This is a genomic window from Pelomonas dachongensis (assembly GCF_043555865.1).
GTDB classification, from domain to species: domain Bacteria; phylum Pseudomonadota; class Gammaproteobacteria; order Burkholderiales; family Burkholderiaceae_C; genus Pelomonas; species Pelomonas dachongensis.
On the sequence record NZ_JBIGHY010000005.1, the window covers coordinates 468,121 to 485,570 of the forward strand.

Here is a 17,450-nt window from a genome sequence, read left to right on the forward strand (position 1 = left end):
TGCCGGCGCGTCGCTCCAGCACAGGCTCTTGCCATCCAAGAAGAATTGATACCAGCTCGATGACCACCTCCGACATCGTCCAGAAACTCTGGAATCTCTGCGACGTCCTCCGCGACGACGGCATCAACTACACGAACTACGTCACCGAACTGGTCCTGCTGCTCTTCATCAAGATGGAGCACGAGAACACCGAGAGCGGCCTGCTGCAAGCCCATAAGCTCCCGGAGTACGCACGCTGGCCCGAGTTCACCAGCCGCTCTGGCCTGAACCTGCTGAACCACTACAAGAGCAGCCTGCTCAAGCTGTCGCAGAGCACCGACTCCCTCATCGCAGCCGTCTACGCCGACGCGCAGACCAGCTTGAAGGAGCCGCGCCACCTGGAGCAGCTCATCAAGAGCCTGGACAGCATCGACTGGTTCAGCGCCAAGCAGGACGGCCTGGGCGACCTCTACGAAGGCCTGCTGGAGAAGAACGCCAGCGAGACCAAGAGCGGCGCCGGCCAGTACTTCACACCCCGCCCGCTGATCGACGCCATCGTCGAACTAATCCAGCCCCAGGCCGGCGAAACCATCCAGGACCCTGCCGCCGGCACGGCCGGCTTCCTGATCGCAGCCGATACCTTCATCCGCGGCAAGACCGACAACCTCTACGACCTGCCGGAGGCCAAGCGCCGCTTCCAGATCAACAAAGCCTACCTGGGGATGGAGCTGGTCTCCAGCACCCGCCGCCTGGCGCTCATGAACTGCCTTCTGCACGGTATGGAGGGCGATGACGAAGGCGTGGTCCACATAGGCAACACGCTGGGCTCGGCCGGCAGCAGCTTGCCCAAGAGCGACATCATCCTCAGCAACCCGCCCTTCGGCACCGCCAAGGGCGGCGGCGGCCCCACCCGGGACGACCTCACCTTCGCCACCAGCAACAAGCAACTGGCCTTCCTGCAACACATCGTGCGCCACCTGAAGGACGGTGGCCGCGCCGCCGTCGTTCTGCCCGACAACGTTCTGTTCGAGAGCGGCGTGGGCGCCGACATCCGCCGCGACCTGATGGACAAGTGCCGCGTGCACACAATCCTCCGCTTGCCCACCGGCATCTTCTACGCCCAAGGTGTGAAGACCAATGTCCTGTTCTTCCAGAAGGTCAGCCAGGCTGCCACGAAGAGCACGCAGGAGGTCTGGGTCTACGACATGCGCGCCAACGCGCCCAAGTTCGGCAAGCGCACGCCGCTGACGCGCGGGCACTTTGATGATTTCAAATTGTGCTTTGGCGAGGACGCCAACGGCCGCAGCGCGCGGCAGGACCAGGGCGAGGCCGGACGCTTCCGCCGCTTTAGTCGCGACTGGATCACCAGCGAGAAGGGCGACAGCCTGGACATCGCATGGCTCAAGGACGAGAACGCCGAGGATGCGGCCGACTTGCCGGAGCCGTCGGTGCTGGCGCGGGAGGCAGTCGAGGAGCTCAATGCGGCCGTCGAGGAGTTGGAAGCCATCCTTGCTGAGCTGGGCGGCGAACCGGCATGACGGAGGAACGACCAAACAGCCACTGGGCAAGCGTGAGCCTTGGCGACGTAGTCACGCTCATCAATGGACGAGCCTACAAGCAACCAGAGATGCTGCCAGAGGGCACTCCAATCCTGCGTATTCAAAACCTCAACGGTGGCTCTCGATGGTTCTACTCGAACCTCGCATTGCCGGCAGAGAAGTACTGCCACCCAGGCGACCTGTTGTATGCGTGGTCCGCCACCTTTGGTCCGTACATCTACTCTGGTCCGAAAGCCATCTTTCACTATCACATCTGGAACGTCCTTCCCTCGGTGGCGATCGACAAGCGCTTCGCCTTCTACGAGTTGCTGCGCGTGACCGATCAGATCAAGAGTGCAGCGCACGGCGTTGCCATGCCGCACATCACCAAGGCGGGAATGGAAGCATGGCCGTTGCTACTTCCGCCACTTGCAGAGCAACGCCGCATCGCCGACAAGCTCGACTCCGTACTGGCCCGCGTTGATGCGGTGAACACCCGCCTCGCTCGCGTCGCCTCCATGCTCAAGCGCTTCCGCCAGTCGGTGCTGGCGGCGGCTTCGTCGGGGAAGTTGACAGAGGAGTGGCGCGGCTCAAATGAGCCACCGCTGTGGGAGGCAACCACTGTGGGCGAAGTCGCGGCTGTTGGAACGGGGTCAACTCCTCTTCGTTCGAATTCAGAGTTCTTTGCCGCAACCGGCACCCCGTGGGTCACGAGCGCAGCGACGGGGCAGCCCGTCATCAACAGTGCCGGCGAATACGTCACCAAAGCCGCCATCGCTGCACACCGACTCAAGCGCTACCCCATCGGCACGCTAGTGGTCGCGATGTACGGCGAGGGAAAGACGCGGGGTCAAGTTTCTGAATTGGGAATTGAAGCTACTGTCAATCAGGCATGTGCTGCTGTCGTTGTTAACGAAAGCCTGATGGTCCGCACCTTCGTAAAGCGCGCCTTGCAAGCCAACTACATGGAAATGCGCGAGATGGCGGAAGGCGGCAACCAACCGAATCTAAATATGGCCAAGGTGAAGGGGTTTACTCTGCCTAAACCGCCCCTTGAAGAACAGGCTGAAATCGTCCGCCGTGTCGATCTCCTCTTCGGCTACGCCGAGCGCCTAGAAGCCCGCCTGCAGGCTGCTCAGACCACAGCCGAGCGCCTGACACCCGCGCTGCTGGCCAAGGCGTTTCGCGGCGAGTTGGTGCCACAGGACCCCAACGACGAGCCGGCCAGCGCTCTGCTGAAGCGCCTGGCAGCGTCGTGTGACGCGACTACCGCCCCGGTTGGCGGGCGACGACGAAAGAGCAGCGCCGAGGCGGGTTGAAGTAGCCCACAGCGACCGGCGACGAAACAGGCTGCCAACCCGTGCAAAGGCCCGCCGAAGAGCCAGCACAGAACGAAATCAGGGAGGGAAACATGGAATCGATGCTCAAGCACCTTGGGGCGCTGCAGCCGGAGGTGATGGCCATCTGCGTGGGCATTCTGCTCGCTGGCTTGCTGGGCTACTTCGGCTGGGCGAGACCGAAGTTGTCCCGCGCCTGGCGAGAGCTCGAGAGGTTCGCCGCCTTGGTCGAGGCCAGTGACCCTGCAGGCGATGACGCCGCCGCGCTGAGTGAAGCTGCGGAGGGCGCCCCTTGGCTGCGGCAAGCCTGGAAGATGACCAGCAGCAGGATGCTGCTGGTTGGTCGGGGCGAAAAGCAGCGGCGAGTGCTGCTGGGCTCGGTGCATGACGTCTGGCAACCCGAGCGGATGCTGCACAAGCACTTCAACCTGCCTTTGTTTGAGGCCGTGCCCAACATCGCCGTGGGCGTGGGCCTGTTCTTCACCTTCCTCTTTCTCACGCTGGCGCTCACCGACGCCACCACGGCACTCAGCGGTGCCGGTGCGGCCAACCCAGTTGGCGCGACCAAGAGCCTGCTGAGTTCCGCGGGTGGCAAGTTCGTGTCGTCGCTTGCTGGTCTGGCGGTGTCGCTAGCCTGGACGGTCGGCGGCAAACGCGCCTGGGCGCGTGTGCGGCGAGCAAGTGACCATGTCGTGATGGCTATCGAGGCCTGGTGGCCGCCAGTCGGCGCCGAGGCTGCCGTTGTTGAGCAACTGACGCACCTGGGTGCTGTCGGAGACAAGCTGAGCGAGCATCACGAAACGGCGCAAGAACACACGGGCGTTGCTACTGATCTGCTGATGGAAGCGCGAGAGCAAACCGGCGTGCTGAAACGCTTCGAGACCGATCTCGCCATGAGCATCGGCAAGGCAGTAGCGGCCGGATTCAGCCCGCAGATGGAACAGATGACCGCGCGCCTTGAGAAGGCGATCTCCGACCTCAGCGAGCGCATGAGTTCGATGAACGAGGACGCCCTGCGCACCATGATGAAGGACTTCTCGCAGGCCATCAGCGCGAACACGGCCGACGAGATGAAGCAGTTCAAGGAGACGCTGAGCGCGCTTTCGGGCAAGCTTGATTCGTCGGCCGAATTGCTGAAAACAGGCATCGAGGGGGCCGCCTCACAACTGGGCGAAGCCGCGCAGGGGATGACAAGCGGCATCCATGCAGCGACGGAGAAGATGAGCAGCGACATCGCTACCGCCGCGCAGGGCCTGGCCGCCAGCGTGGGTGGCATGGAGAAGGTGATCTCTCAGGCGGCCGACGCCGTACAGGAAATCGACGCCACCGTGAGACGCGCTGCGGCGATTGGCGCCAGGGGTGTCGAGCAGATGGATCGGTCCATCGAGGCGGCACATGTGCTGGTGGGCGACCTCGGCGATGTGGGCGAGACCTGGGCGAAGGTCAGTGGTGGCGTTTCCGGGCTGGCAGCCAATCTCGCCGAAGCCAGTGACGCGGTCGAAGAACTTGCAGAAGGCCAGCGTGCGGTCGTCCGCACGATGCAGGCCGCCGGGCCTGAGGTGCTGGGCGCGGTGTCGCAGATGCGGTCGCAGATGGAAGGCACGTCGCGAGCCGTGGCCGATGCGATGCAGCAGGTTCAGGGCGCCATGGGGCGTACCAGCCAGGATCTCAGCGGCGTAGTCAGCGCCATCAAGGACGGGGTGACGGAGTACTCGCGTCAGTTGGCATCGCTGCATCTGGAAATGGACGCGGCGATGGCCAAAGCAGTGAGCAAGCTTGGCGGCGCGATCCACAACCTGAACGAGTCCATCGATGAATTGAATGATGGCCTCGAAGCCGTTCACACCAAGGGTTGAGCCATGTTGATGCTCAAACCACGCCCCCTCCAGCCCGCCGGCAAGGAAGACGGCGAAGGCAGCTATCTGGCCTCGGCCAGCGACCTGATGATTGGGCTGCTGTTCATCTTCATCATCCTGGTGGTGGTGCTGGCGCTGGAGCAACGGCGCCAGGAAGCCGAGCTGGAAACTGTGAAGGGCGCGGCGGACCCACGCGCGTCGGTCACCGAGGTGATCGGCCAGGCGCTCAAGGACGCTAAGCTGGACGTGCGTGTGGACCCGGCCAGCGGTGTCATCTCTCTACCGTCGGACACGCTGTTTGCTTTGGGGTCGTCGGCGCTTAGCGTGCCGGCAACACAGGCCATCCGCGACGCGCGAGAGCGGCTAGCCGTGGTGCTTCCCTGCTATGTATCCAGCGAGCGACAGCACGTCACCGACAAACGATGCGCCCACAACCGAGGTTGGCACGAGATCGACACCATCTTCCTGGAGGGGCATACCGACAGCGTGGCCAACACGAATCCCGGCGGCAACCTGGGGCTGTCGTTTGACCGTGCGCGAGCCATCCAGGGGGTGCTGCTTGGCGATGGGTCGCCACTGGCGCCTTTCCGCAACTCGGCGCAGCAGCCGATCTTCTCTTACAGCGCCTATGGCGCAGACCGCCTGCTACCTGGCATCAACGGCGCGGCCGCAGAGAACAGGCGTGTGGACATGCGCATCGTGCTGAAGTACCAGTCCATCAACGAGACGCTGGAGAACGTGAAGCGCGCTGGGAGCGGGGGCTGAAATGTTCGCCGCTCTGCCCTCCGGCTTCCCAGCCCTGGATGCTGCTGTTGAAGCGTTGGGCCGGTTCTCCATCGCGGCGCCGCCCGCGCTGGACCCCATTGGCCTGCGCATGCGCAAGCTGTATGCGGCGGCGCGGGCAGACGGCTATCAGCACCTTGGCCGAGGCGCGCTGCGGCGGCTACCGTATGCGCTGTGGGTTGAGGGCGAGCCGCCTTTGAGCAGCACGGACCCGGAGCTGATTCGGGCGTACTGGGATCAACACCTGCCGGAAGCCGTGCGCGATGCGAGGGCCGCAAAGCGCTGGCTGGTGCCGTTGTTCTACGTGTACTGCCACACCTTCCGGAAACCGGACACCGACTTCCAGGACTTTGCGCATCGCATCCGTCTGGCCCTCACCGCCGCGAGCGGCCCTGCCGCTGAAAGGTTCTCCAGGCTGCATGCCGAACAGCGTTGGTTCTCTCCCAACGAGGTGGGCATCTACCTGGGCAAGACGATTGCGCAAGGGCCTGGCCAGGTGCGGGACGTGCTGGCCACACTGGAGCTGTGGCCGGGCTTTGTTGAGGAGCCGATCTGCAGCGAGGCATTTGCCGGCGCGCTGAGGGCGCCGAACGACGTGCTGTCGCAGGAGCGAGTGATCGAGCGCATGAAGTCCTGGGCCAGGGCGGACAGTGGCCCAAAAAGCGCGCCGATGCTGCGCTATGGCGAGCATCGGGTCGCGCTGGCGGATGGGCTCGTTAAACCCTGGCTGCAGCAGAAGCCCGCAGACGGCATCCGGCATGGACTCGCCTCGTTCCTGATCAAGCACTACGGCGACCCACGCATGCTCACCGAAGTGCATGCCGGGCATCGTTGGCAAGGCGTCGCACCGGCGACCATCGCGACCGTGCGCCGGTGGCTGGTGGGCGACACGCTGCAAGGCTTTATGCGGCTGTTGCAGCTCACGGCGGACGAGATCTGGCGACACCGTGAACGCTTCTGGATGGCGTACTACGACCATGGCGCCATCGAGGAGGCCTGGCTGGCTCTTGGTTCCCAGGCAGCCTGGCACGCGCAGCGCGCGTTCAGCAAGGCGGACTGGGCGCAGTACGGCGCGCTGGTGTCCGGGGCGACCTCGGATCAGTCGGTGCTGTTCCTTCGGATCGGGCAGATGATCTTCATGGAATGGAGCCACAACGGCGCACTTCGAGCCTGTGCCTACACGGATGCGGACGTGCCCGCCATGTACCTGCCGGAGTACCGCGGCGAAGAGCTGAGGAACGTGGAGTCCTACGACTTCCACAACGGGCAAAACCAGCGCCCGCAATTGATGCACATGAATTCCGAAGGCGGCACCTGGCAGCGCAAGGCCAGGGACTTCATCGCACAGCACACGGGAGTGAGACTCAGTGACAAAGCCATCATTGGTTGACGGCGGCGCCAGCTGGCGCGTGGGGCAGAACCTCTCGCAGTGGCTCGACACGCTGTCGGTTGGCGCGGCCACGGCTGTGAGCCAGGCGCTTGAAGAGGGTGCTGCGCATCGCGGCGATCAACTGGTCGTGCCGACTGGCCTTCTCTCGCGCTGGCCCGAGGCGGTCGCCCTTGAGCTAAGTCTGCCGCCCAACTGCCCTTTGGCACTGGACCTGAGGCTGAGTGGCGCGCTTGGCCGCGACGGCGCCAAGCTCGCCGGCCGATGGCTGCAGCCGGGCAAGACGATTCCGGCCCGAGATGCGGAGGTCCGCGACGGCTGGCTCTATCGCGGCGACAAGGTATTCCGGCTGCAGGCGCCGCTGTTCGAGATTGCACGGCAGGTTGAAGCGTTCAACCAACTGCAGTCAGATGATCGAGATGGGCAGTTCCGTGTCTGGGCCCGCATTCGTGCCAGCCTGGGTGACGAGGCCGCAGACCAGCTGACGGACGGATTCCTGAAGAGCCTGAGGGTGGTCACCGCGTCGGCCTTCACATGGCTCATCCGGACGGACAAGCATGGCCAGATCGAGCTGGTGCCAAGCCTGTTGACCGAACAGCAGTCGGAGGATGGGCAGACCACGGAGTTGGTCGCTGCATTGCCGCCAGTCGATGGCGAGGTGTTCGCCAATCGGTTGGACCAGATGCAGGAGGGAGCCTCGGCGTTCCCGGTCAACCAGGGGCTCTATGTCGTCGCGGAGGAAGGACTGCGCAAGGCGCTGACCGCCGTGCGCAAGCTGCGCCAGGCACCCGCTGAGCAACGAAAACGGGCGGCGCTCCATCCAGAGGCGGTTATCCGCGAGCTACTCGACCAGCCCGACGACGCGCCTTCTGTTTTCGTTGAAACCGAGCGCTTTGCTGACCGCGTGGTTGACGTCGCCGAGTGGGCCACCCCGATCCTGCCGTGGATCAAGATCCAGCCGCAGTCATGGGCTCCGCCGACGCAGATGGGCATCAGGCTCAATGGCGTGGATGTTCCGCTGGAGCCAGAGGAGTTGGCGCCGCTCTGCGTCACCATGACTGAGGCATTGGAAGCGGGCCTGCCGAGCATTGATGTGAAGGGCGTCAAGGTGCCGGTGACAAAGGCCAACGTCGACGCGCTCACCCGGCTTCAGGCGACGGTCGAAGCCAGGCAGCAGGCCTGGCCGGAGCCGGTGGACACGGTCGAAGAGGAGCGCAGCGGCCCGAAGGTGCTGGTCATCGAAAGCAACTTCGATGCAGTTGGCTTCAGCCGCACCAGTGATCGGCAGCGGCTAGGTTCACTGGACTGGCCAACGACCGTCCGCACCTCGCCCAAGCCCCATCAGGAGGTCGGCTTGGCTTGGCTTCAGCGGCATTGGATGTCCGGGAGCAGTGGAGCCATGCTTTGCGACGACATGGGCCTGGGCAAAACCTTCCAGGCGCTCGCCTTTTGCGCATGGCTTCGCGAGCTGATGATCGCTGGTCGCATCGAACGCAAACCGCTGCTGTTGGTGGCGCCGGTGGGCTTGTTGCGCAACTGGGAGAAGGAGCACGAAGAGCACCTGTGGAGTCCCGGCCTCGGCGACATCGTGCGCGTCTATGGCGAGCACGTGAAGCACCTCAAGCGTGGTCGGCACAGCGACGGCACGGCAACCCTCGACACGACCCGAATCAGTCAAGCAGATGTTGTGCTGGCCAACTACGAAGCGGTGTCGGACTATCAACTGAGCTTCGGCGCCATCCGATTTGCCGCGGTTGTGCTCGATGAAGCGCAGAAGATCAAGGCGCCGGGTATTCGCGTGACCACGGCCGTGAAGGCCTTGAACGTGGACTTCTTCGTGGCGATGACAGGGACACCAGTGGAGAACCGCCTCGCTGACTTGTGGTGCATTGCGGATGCGGTTCAGCCGAGCGCTCTGGGAGATCTGAAGACCTTCAGCGCCCGATACGAGGCCGACAGCACCAGCGTGGCGGCATTGCGCGACCAGGTTTGGCAGGAGGAAGAGGAAACCACGGGCACGCCCAAGCTCATGTTGCGCCGGCTGAAGTCCGAGAAGCTCAAGGGATTGCCGCGCAAGATCGAACATCCCATTCAGCGCACTATGCCGCCCAGACAACTGGACGCATACATGCGTGCAGTTCAGCAGAAAAACATGTCGGGCGACGGCGCGATGTTGGAGCTCATCCACAACATGCGCAGGGTATCGCTGCACCCCATCCTCATGGACGGTGGCCTGGACCGCGGCGAGATCCTTGATCCGGCTGAGTCGGCCCGCATGGCGGCGTCCATCGATGTGTTGGACGAGATTGCACGCAAGGGGGAGAAGGCGCTCGTCTTCCTGGAGTCTCTTGATCTGCAGGATGCCACTCAACTTCCCACGATCCTTGCGCGCCGCTACGGTCTCAAGCGCCTGCCAATGATCATCAACGGCGAGGTTGGCACCGATGTGCGTCAGCAGCGGGTGGATCTGTTCCAGCAAGAAGCAGGGTTCGACGTGATGCTCCTTTCGCCCAAGGCCGGCGGCGTCGGACTGACGCTGACGGCAGCGAATCACGTGATCCACCTTTCACGGTGGTGGAATCCAGCGGTTGAAGATCAATGTTCCGACCGCGTTTACCGCATCGGGCAGACTAAGGACGTGCACATCTACTACCCGATGGCGGTCCTACCAGAGAGCCCCGAGCACAGCTTCGATCTTCAGTTGCAGAAGCTGATGGAGCGAAAACGGGATCTCGCCCGCAACCTGCTTGCGCCTCCGGCCTTTAGCAAGGACGATTATGCGCAATTGAGGGCGGGCATGTTCGCCGGTGAATGACACGGCGCGTTGTTTGCGTTAACGAGCAAGCCCCCGGGCGGGCGAGTTCTAAGCCTGCCAGCGACGTTGACCGCCTCAAGCAGCTGCGGCCTCCTGGCCCTCGGCCGGCGGCTGGCCGCTGCTGAGTTCCAGGGCCGCTGCCGCAGGTGCACCGGGACCCGGGAGTTCGTGCACCTCGTTGAGGTTGCGCTCGATGGCCCGGGTGCGGCGCCCCAGCTCGTCGAACTTGTTCGCGGCCTGGTCGATGGTCCGTTTGGTCGCGTCCACGACTTCCCCGAACTTCCTGAACTCGGCCTTGGCGGCGCCCAGAACCTTCCAGACTTCCGACGTGCGCTTCTCGATGGCCAGCGTGCGAAATCCGAGGCGCACGCTGTTCAGCAGCGCCGAAAGCGTGGTCGGGCCGGTGAGGATCACACGCTGTTCCGTCGTCAGCTGCTCTTGCAGCCCGGGGAACCGCATCGCCTCGGCGAAGAGGCCCTCGGTCGGCAGAAACATGATCGCGAAGTCCGTGGTCAGCGGTTGACGGATGTACTTCGTCGAGATCTTCTTGGCTTCGGCCTTGAGCGACGACTCAAAGGCGGCTGACGCCTGCTGGATCACGAGGCGGTCACCATCCTCGTGGGCGGCGACGAGCTTTTGGTAATGCTCGACGGGGTACTTGGAGTCGATGGGGAGCCAGACGGGCTCTTCATCGGCGGGGCTCGGGATCCGCACGGCGAACTCAACCATCTCGTTGCTGTTGTTGCCGCCGGTCTTCAGATTCCGCTGGAACTGGTCCGCCGTGAACAGGCTCTCGATGATGTTGCCCAGCTGGACTTCACCCCAGGTGCCGCGCGTCCTGACATTGGTCATTACCTTCTTGAGGTCGCCCACGCTGCCGGCGAGCGTCTTCATCTCGCCCAGGCCGGCGTGGACCAGCTCCAGGCGTTCGCTGACCAACTTGAAGGAGTCGCCCAGCCGCTGCTCGAGCGTGGCATGCAGCTTCTCGTCGACCGTGCGGCGCATCTCTTCAAGCCGCTTGCCGTTGTCGTCCTGGATGGCCGTCAGGCGCTCGTTGAGCGTCACCCGCATCTGGTCTGAGCTCTGCTGGTTCGCTGCAGCGACTGCCAGCAGCTTCTGGCTGACCGACTCCTGCAGCGTCGAGAACTGGTTGCGCATCTGCGTCCCGTTGCCCTCCAGCTGGTCCTTCATCGCCGACGACATCGTCTTGAGCTGCTCGAGCACGTCGGCCTTCAGCGACTCCAGCGTCTGGCGTGCCACCAGGCTCAACGCGTCGAAGCGCTCCTGGATGCGAGTTTCAAAGGCGGTGGCGTTCTCGGCCGAGGCCTGGCGGGACTTGGCGGTCTCTTCGGCCAGCGTGCGCAGCAGACCGGAGAGTTCCTCGCGGAAGGCTGCGAGCGTCTGCGTCGCTTCGGCACGGCCGGCCGCGGCTTCCTGGTTGGCCTGTCCCAGATGGGTGAGCAGCGCCTGCGATGACTCCTGCAGCCGCGTGGACAGCCCCGTCTGCAACGCTTCGAACCGCGCCGTCATCGACCCGTCCAGGCTGGTCAGGCGCTGCTCGACCTTGGTCTCGAACTGTCCAAAGCCCTCCTTCAGCTCGGCACGCGAGCTGCGCGACTCTTCAAGGGCGTTGTTGAGCTGCTCGTTGACGGCGGTCCGGTTCGCTGCGAGACCTTGCGAAATGGATTCCTGGAACTCGGTGAACCGGCTGCCCAGCTTCTGGTCCAGACCGGAGATGCGGCCATCCAGCCGCTCCTCGAAGTTTCTGAACGCGGTCTGGAGCTCGGTGCGCCCATTGCGGGCTTCTTCCAGGGTGCGCTCCAACTGCTCATCCAGCGCCTTGCGCGACGAGGCGAAGCCGCTGGTCATTTCCTCGGTCAAAGCCTGCAGCCGGCGCTCCACGCCCTGCGCGCCACCTTCCAGGCGGCCCTGCCCTTCCACGACGCGCATCACGTTGTGTTCGAGCATTGACATCCGCGTCTGGAGCTCGGGCGGCATCTCGACCTTCGGCTTGCGAAACAGCAGCGCGAGGGTCGCCAACAGCGACAGGCCGGTCAGGACCAGCAGGGCATAGATCATTTGGGCATCAGCCATGTGTTCACCCGCAAGGGGCCGTCGGGGTCAGGAATTGGTGGGTTGGGCGCCACCCACGGAGGCAATCCAGCACAGGGTGTTGACGAGGCCCATCTGCTCTGGCGTGGAGCACTTGATGCTCATGAGCGCCGGGTTGGCGACGAGCACCGCGAGCGACTTTGCCCGCGAGACGGCCACGTTCAGGCGATTCTTGCTGAAGAGGAACTCCATGAACCGCGGCAGTTCTGCCTCGCTCGAGGTCGTCATCGAGATCAGCACGACCTCGGCCTCCTGCCCCTGGAACTTGTCGACCGTGCCGACGCGGGCACCGGCGGGCAGCGTGTCCCGCAACAGGTTGACCTGCATGTTGTAGGGCGCGACCACCAGGATGTGCTCGGCCGCCATCGTGTGCACGCCGCCATCCGCATCGATGTAGCGCTGGCCCATCAGGCTCTCGTACAGCCGCTTGATGACCGCCGCTTCCTCCGGGCTCTGCTGGGAGCAACCCTCGTGCGTCACGGGCGCGAACACGATCCCGGACGGTTTGAGCAGCGGGTCGGCACCGTCACCCAGCACCAGCACGCGCCGCTCGTTCTTCACTTCCGGCTCCAGGCGCGAGTCGTATACCGCCTCGGAGATGAAACTGCACACGCCGGGGTGCATGCGCCAAGTCGTCTCCAGGAAGATGCCGCGGTTGGGCGCGATCGTGGCAACCCCGTCGAGCAGGTAGTCCAGCGACGAGTCACCGGACCGGCCGGGATGGACGCCTTGGGTAGGCTGCGAGAGCTGCATCTGGTCGCCCAGCAAGATCAGGTTGTGAGCGCTGGTGCCGACGGCGATCAGGTTTGCCAGCGAGACCTGCCCCGCCTCGTCGACGAAAAGGTAGTCGAGGTAGTGCTCGGCCTCGGGCCGGGCGAAGAGCCACGCCGTGCCGGCGATCAGGTTCGCGCCGGAGGAGAACACGCCATCGTTGTCGTAGACGTTCTGGATCTCATCGCCCGGGTAGGCCGAATCGTCGTCCTTGGACGACTTCTTCAGCCCGTTGAATCTCACGCCCCTCTCCTTGGCGACTTCGACGACCTTCTCGAGCAGGTGGTTGATGGGCCGGTGCGAGTTGGACGTGATGCCCACCTTCTTGCCTGCCGCGAGCAGCGCCACGATGACGTGGGAGCCGGTGTAGGTCTTGCGGGCGCCCGGGGGCCCCTGAATGAACAGGTAGCTGTCCTTCATGCCCATCACGACGGCCGTGCAGGCGTCGACCGTGGCCTTGCCCTGGATCATGGGCGCCTCGGGCGCCTTGCCCGTGATGGTGGGGATGTCTCGACGCAGCACGCTTTCGAGCGCGGGAAACGAGTGTGCGCCGGTGATGAGCGTGTCGGCGAAGCGAAACAGCGCCTCCTGGATGACCTTGGTGTTGATCGGGGAGCCCGGCCCCAAACTCAGGCGGGCGGATGGCCTCTCCCGGGTGGGCCCGACCTTGATGCGCACGCGTTGCGCTTCGGTGTCCATGTCCAGCTCGCCGAGCCCTTCACCGGTGTCGGCACGGGTGATGCTGCTGCCATGGCGCAGCTTGGTCTCCTGCAGCGGGTACTTGTAGGTGTAGACGACCGATCTCTTGACGTTCTCGGGCGGCACGTCGGGGTCCGCCTCAAGCGCGGCTAGGCACTCCGGGTTGTCCAGAAGCTCATCCTCGGTCATGTCCATGCGCTCGAACATCGCCCAATAGGCGGGCTTGTCGGCGCGGCGATGAAAGTCGAGCAGCTGGAATGTCAGCTCGCGGGATGCGTCGTCGACGGTCCAGGTCAGCCGGTCTTCCGGCAGCGGCTCGACCAGGGCCGAGCGATACCGGGCAAGGCGAGCCTCGGCGTCCGTGAGCGCGTGGTTGCCGGCCCCCTCGCCACCACGGCCGCCTATCGAGGTCGACGCCGGCGTGGGCGCGGTCGCCCAGGGCAAGTCGGCGGGCCGCAGGGTGAGCAACCAGTCCCGCAGCTGCTGGGTCGAGCGGACGTCGTCCTCGTTGTACTTCTCGATCGAATCCAGCAGCGTCTGGTCCCCGGTCTCCTTCCAGCGTTCGTACCAGACGATGCTGGCGCCCGCGTTGGTGACGTCGCCTTCGCGCGCTTCGAGATAGAAGTGCTCGATGTTCTTGATCGAGTAGCGCGGCTCCGAAACCATGATGCCTTCGCGCACCACCTGGTACAGGTCGATCAGCACGCCACGGCGCAGCCAGTTGTCGACCTCGGCCTCACGCGTCGCGTGCATCGTCATCAGCTTCTTGAGCGCGGTCTCCTCGTACTTGGCGTAGTGGTACACGTGGGCGCCCGGGAAGGCCTTCAGCCGCGCGTCCACGAAGTCGATGAACTCCTCGAACGCGCGGCATTCTTCCTGGCGGCTGTGCGCCCAGAAACCCTTGAAGGTCCACGCGCCGTCGTCGAGGAAGTAGAGGCCGAACAGGTACTCGAGGCCGCCCTCCTCGAGCGGATCGCCTTCCATGTCGAAGAACATGTCGCCGGCGTTGGGCTCAGGGATGCGCAGAAAGCCCCGGCCGGCTTCCTGGGGGAGCAGCTCGACGACACGCTGGCCCGACTCCCGCGCAGTGACCTGAAGCGACGCCTGGTGCCGGAGCTTGGCCAGCGTGGCCGGCTGCACCTTGTGCACCTGCGTGCCGGCCGCCAACCCCGCCAGCTTGGCCATGGTGTCGACGCCCGCCGCCTCCAACCTAAAGATCTGACCCCGCGCGATGTTCGCCACTTGGTTCAGGTGGTCGTCGTCCAGCCACTGATGCTTGCACAGGTGAGACCAGCGGCAGACGTCGCAATGGCTACAGGGCACGGGATAGGAGGCCTGGTCGCCCACCTCCATTCGCGCCAGGAAGCGCTGCAGCAGCGCCTCGAAGTAATGCGCGTAGTCCGCGCACCGGTAGGTCTTCTGCGTGCGATCCCCCAGGACCACGTGCATCGACGTCGGCGCCACGCCCTGGACCACGGCCAGCAGCTTCGAGTAAAACGACAGCTGCACCAGAAACTTCGCCTTGGCCTTGCGCGACAGCTTGGTGTCCGACACCTCGTAGCTGTAGTTGCCCAGGTCTGACGGCTTGTCGACCTTGATCAGGAAGTCCGCGAAGCCTGCTAGGTTGCCTTGCAGCAAGGTGGCCTGGAAGACGACGTCGACGCCCGCGCGCATGGCCTTGATCGTGGCGTCGACCCTGGCTTGAAGGCCCTCGTTGCCCTCGGCGATGTCGACGACGCTCTTGCCCTGTGAGCGTCCAGTCCGACCATCTTGAAGACCCGTTAGGTGCGTAGGAGTCTCGTGTCCACCTCAACTCTTGGTGGACACATGAACACTACGCCTTCCCAACAAGCCGGTGCACGTCGGCGGCGCCGCCGGCATAGCGACGAGTTCAAGGCCGACCTAGTCGCGGCCTGCATGCAGCCGGGCATCTCCATCGCGGCAGTGGCAATGGCCAACGGCGTCAACGCCAATCTCCTGCGTCGCTGGGCGACGGAAGCGGAGATGAAGCCGTCTGTCGGCGATGACCACGGGGAGGCTGCGGTGGCCGCGACCAGGCCGACGGCCGCGCCCTCGTTCGTTCCCGTGTCGCTGCCAGTGCCCGTCACCCCAGCGCCGCAGCCCGACATCCGCATCGAGCTGCAGCGCGGCGCGACGGCCGTCACGGTGACGTGGCCTGCTAGTGCGGCCAGCGAGTGCGCGGCCTGGATGCGCGAGCTGCTCCGATGATCCGCATCGACGCCATGTGGCTGTCGGCGGAGCCCGTCGACATGCGCGCCGGCACTGAGCGGTTGCTCGCGCGGGTGGTGCAGGTGTTCGGCATCGCGCACGCACACCACGGCTACCTCTTCGCGAATGCGCGGGGCACGCGCATCAAGCTGCTCGTGCACGACGGCTTCGGCGTGTGGTGCGCAGCACGACGCCTGAACGCCGGCCGCTTCGTCTGGCCGGTCGCTGGCGTTGCACCGTCCCTGGCGCTCACAGCCGCGCAGTTCGACGCCCTGGTGTTGGGCCTGCCGTGGCAGCGCCTGCCCGAGCTCAGCAGCATCACGCGGGTCTGAGTCTCGTCGTAAGGTCAACCGTGAATCGGTTGACAGTGCATGTGCCGATGGGCTGCGTTGGCCAGCTCTGGCACGATGCCACGCATGCTTGGCATGCGTGGTGTTCCCCCCTCTGATCCGCAGGGCCTCTCGCCCGAGGTCGCCGCGCTGATCGCTGGGTTGCAGCAGCAAGTGCAAGACCAGGCTCGGCAACTGGACGAGCGCGACCACGTGATCGCCCAACGCGATCAAGCTCTCGCTGAGCGGGCTCTGGAACTCGCCCAGCGCGACGCGCAGCTGCTGCGCAAGGACCGCGAGATCGCGCTGCGAGAGGCCAAGATCGAGAAGATCAACTTCGAACTGGCTCGGCTCAAGCGCTGGACCTACGGCGCGAAGTCCGAGGCCATGAATGCCGACCAGCGGCGCCTCTTCGAAGAGACACTGGCCGAGGACGAAGCCGCGCTGCGTGCACACCTCGAGCGCCTGCGCCGTGAAGCCGAGGCGGCAGCCGCGGCCGCCGGCGCCAAGCCCAAGGCGCCGCCTCGCAAGCCCCGTCGCAATGCATTGCCCGATCACCTGCGTCGCGTGGATCACCGTCACGAGCCCGACAGCACAGACTGCCAGGAGCCCGACTGCGGGCGCCCCATGACGCGCATCGGTGAAGACGTCACCGAGCGGCTGGACATCGTGCCGGCCGAGTTCTTCGTGCACCGCCACATCTACGGCAAGTGGGCCTGCCGGCACTGCCAGGTGCTCAAGCAGGCGCCGAGCGTGCCAGAGATCGTCGAGGGGGGCATCGCCGCCAGTGGGCTGCTGGCACACACGGCGATCAGCCGCTTCGTGGATCACCTGCCGTACTACCGGCAGGAGACCATCAACGCGCGCTCAGGTGTGCACACCCCGCGCTCAACATTGGCAGCCGGCTCGGGCCAGGTCGGCGCGGCGCTGGAGCCGCTGTACGACCTGCACAAGCACTTCGTCCTCGATTGCCCGGTCCTGCACGCCGACGAGACGCCGGTGGCGTTGCTAGACCCCGGGGCGGGCAAGACCCGCAAGGCCTACATGTGGGCCTACGCGCGAAGTTGGCACGACGCGGTGCCGGGTGTCATCTACGAGTTCTGCCGAGGACGCGGGGCGCAGTACCCCGTGGCATTCCTCAACGGCGACGAGAAGCTCGGCACGCGACGATGGACCGGGACGTTGCTTACCGACCGCTACGGCGCGTACGACACCGTGGTGGACCCGCAGCACTACCCCGGGCGCATCAGCGCCGCGTGCGCGGCGCACGCACGCCGGAACTTCGAAGAGCTGACGAAGGCCGGAACGAGCCCGATTGGGCTGGATGCGCTGCGCCGGTTCGCCCGCATCTACGAGGTTGAAGGCGAGCTCAAGGGGCTGAGCTCCGAAGAACGAAGCGCTCAGCGGCGGCGGCTGGCCAAGCCGCTGTGGGAGGAGCTCCACCAGTGGCTCAGCCTGGAGCGGCGCCTTGTTCCCGATGGCGGCGCAACGGCCAAGGCGATCGACTACACACTGGGGCATTGGGCCGCGCTCACGCGTCACCTCGAGGACGGCGCGGTGGCGATCGACAACAACCATCTGGAGCGGCAGATCAAGCCCTGGGCGATGGGGCGCC

At 64.9% G+C, this 17,450-nt stretch carries 11 protein-coding genes; 9 read left to right on the plus strand and 2 right to left on the minus strand.

Annotated features, from left to right (window positions below; genetic code table 11):
* Nucleotides 1-59: 59 nt before the first annotated feature.
* The 6 genes from ACG02S_RS16390 to ACG02S_RS16415 all read left to right on the plus strand — a co-directional run bounded on the left by ACG02S_RS16390 (nucleotide 60) and on the right by ACG02S_RS16415 (nucleotide 9,695).
* Complete coding sequence (locus ACG02S_RS16390; protein ID WP_394471537.1) at nucleotides 60-1,517, plus strand: class I SAM-dependent DNA methyltransferase; 1,458 nt, start codon at nucleotides 60-62, stop codon at nucleotides 1,515-1,517.
* Nucleotides 1,514-2,836, plus strand: coding sequence for a restriction endonuclease subunit S (locus tag ACG02S_RS16395; protein ID WP_394471538.1), 1,323 nt, complete (start codon nucleotides 1,514-1,516; stop codon nucleotides 2,834-2,836). Before ACG02S_RS16390 ends, ACG02S_RS16395 begins: the two co-directional genes overlap by 4 nt.
* Before the next feature lie 92 nt (nucleotides 2,837-2,928).
* Nucleotides 2,929-4,710, plus strand: a complete 1,782-nt coding sequence (locus ACG02S_RS16400; RefSeq protein ID WP_394471539.1) for a hypothetical protein — start codon at nucleotides 2,929-2,931, stop codon at nucleotides 4,708-4,710.
* A gap of 3 nt (nucleotides 4,711-4,713) precedes the next feature.
* On the plus strand, nucleotides 4,714-5,475 hold the full coding sequence (locus tag ACG02S_RS16405; RefSeq protein WP_394471540.1) for a hypothetical protein: 762 nt from the start codon (nucleotides 4,714-4,716) through the stop codon (nucleotides 5,473-5,475).
* Nucleotide 5,476: 1 nt separating this feature from the next.
* The gene (locus ACG02S_RS16410) at nucleotides 5,477-6,883 is read left to right on the plus strand and encodes an EH signature domain-containing protein (RefSeq protein ID WP_394471541.1); all 1,407 of its coding nucleotides are present in this window, start codon (nucleotides 5,477-5,479) and stop codon (nucleotides 6,881-6,883) included.
* Complete coding sequence (locus tag ACG02S_RS16415; RefSeq protein ID WP_394471542.1) at nucleotides 6,861-9,695, plus strand: DEAD/DEAH box helicase; 2,835 nt, start codon at nucleotides 6,861-6,863, stop codon at nucleotides 9,693-9,695. The genes ACG02S_RS16410 and ACG02S_RS16415 overlap by 23 nt, the downstream gene beginning before the upstream one ends.
* Before the next feature lie 75 nt (nucleotides 9,696-9,770).
* Here ACG02S_RS16415 and ACG02S_RS16420 read toward each other — a convergent pair whose 3' ends face one another.
* Nucleotides 9,771-11,789: a DNA recombination protein RmuC gene (locus ACG02S_RS16420; RefSeq protein WP_394471543.1), complete on the minus strand. Its 2,019-nt coding sequence runs from the start codon at nucleotides 11,787-11,789 to the stop codon at nucleotides 9,771-9,773.
* 27 nt (nucleotides 11,790-11,816) lie between these two features.
* Nucleotides 11,817-15,005, minus strand: coding sequence for a TM0106 family RecB-like putative nuclease (locus ACG02S_RS16425; protein ID WP_394471557.1), 3,189 nt, complete (start codon nucleotides 15,003-15,005; stop codon nucleotides 11,817-11,819).
* 99 nt (nucleotides 15,006-15,104) lie between these two features.
* Here ACG02S_RS16425 and tnpA point away from each other — a divergent pair, with 99 nt between their 5' ends.
* The 3 genes from tnpA to tnpC form a co-directional block, all read left to right on the plus strand.
* Nucleotides 15,105-15,506 carry an IS66-like element accessory protein TnpA gene (gene tnpA / locus ACG02S_RS16430; protein ID WP_394471544.1) on the plus strand — a complete coding sequence of 134 codons (402 nt, stop codon included), beginning with the start codon at nucleotides 15,105-15,107 and terminating at the stop codon, nucleotides 15,504-15,506.
* A complete protein-coding gene (gene tnpB / locus ACG02S_RS16435; RefSeq protein WP_394471545.1) occupies nucleotides 15,503-15,838 on the plus strand; it encodes an IS66 family insertion sequence element accessory protein TnpB in 336 nt (111 codons plus the stop codon). The genes tnpA and tnpB overlap by 4 nt, the downstream gene beginning before the upstream one ends.
* A gap of 84 nt (nucleotides 15,839-15,922) precedes the next feature.
* Nucleotides 15,923-17,450, plus strand: a 1,528-nt coding sequence (gene tnpC, locus ACG02S_RS16440; RefSeq protein WP_394471546.1) for an IS66 family transposase, incomplete at its 3' end; no start/stop codon positions are given.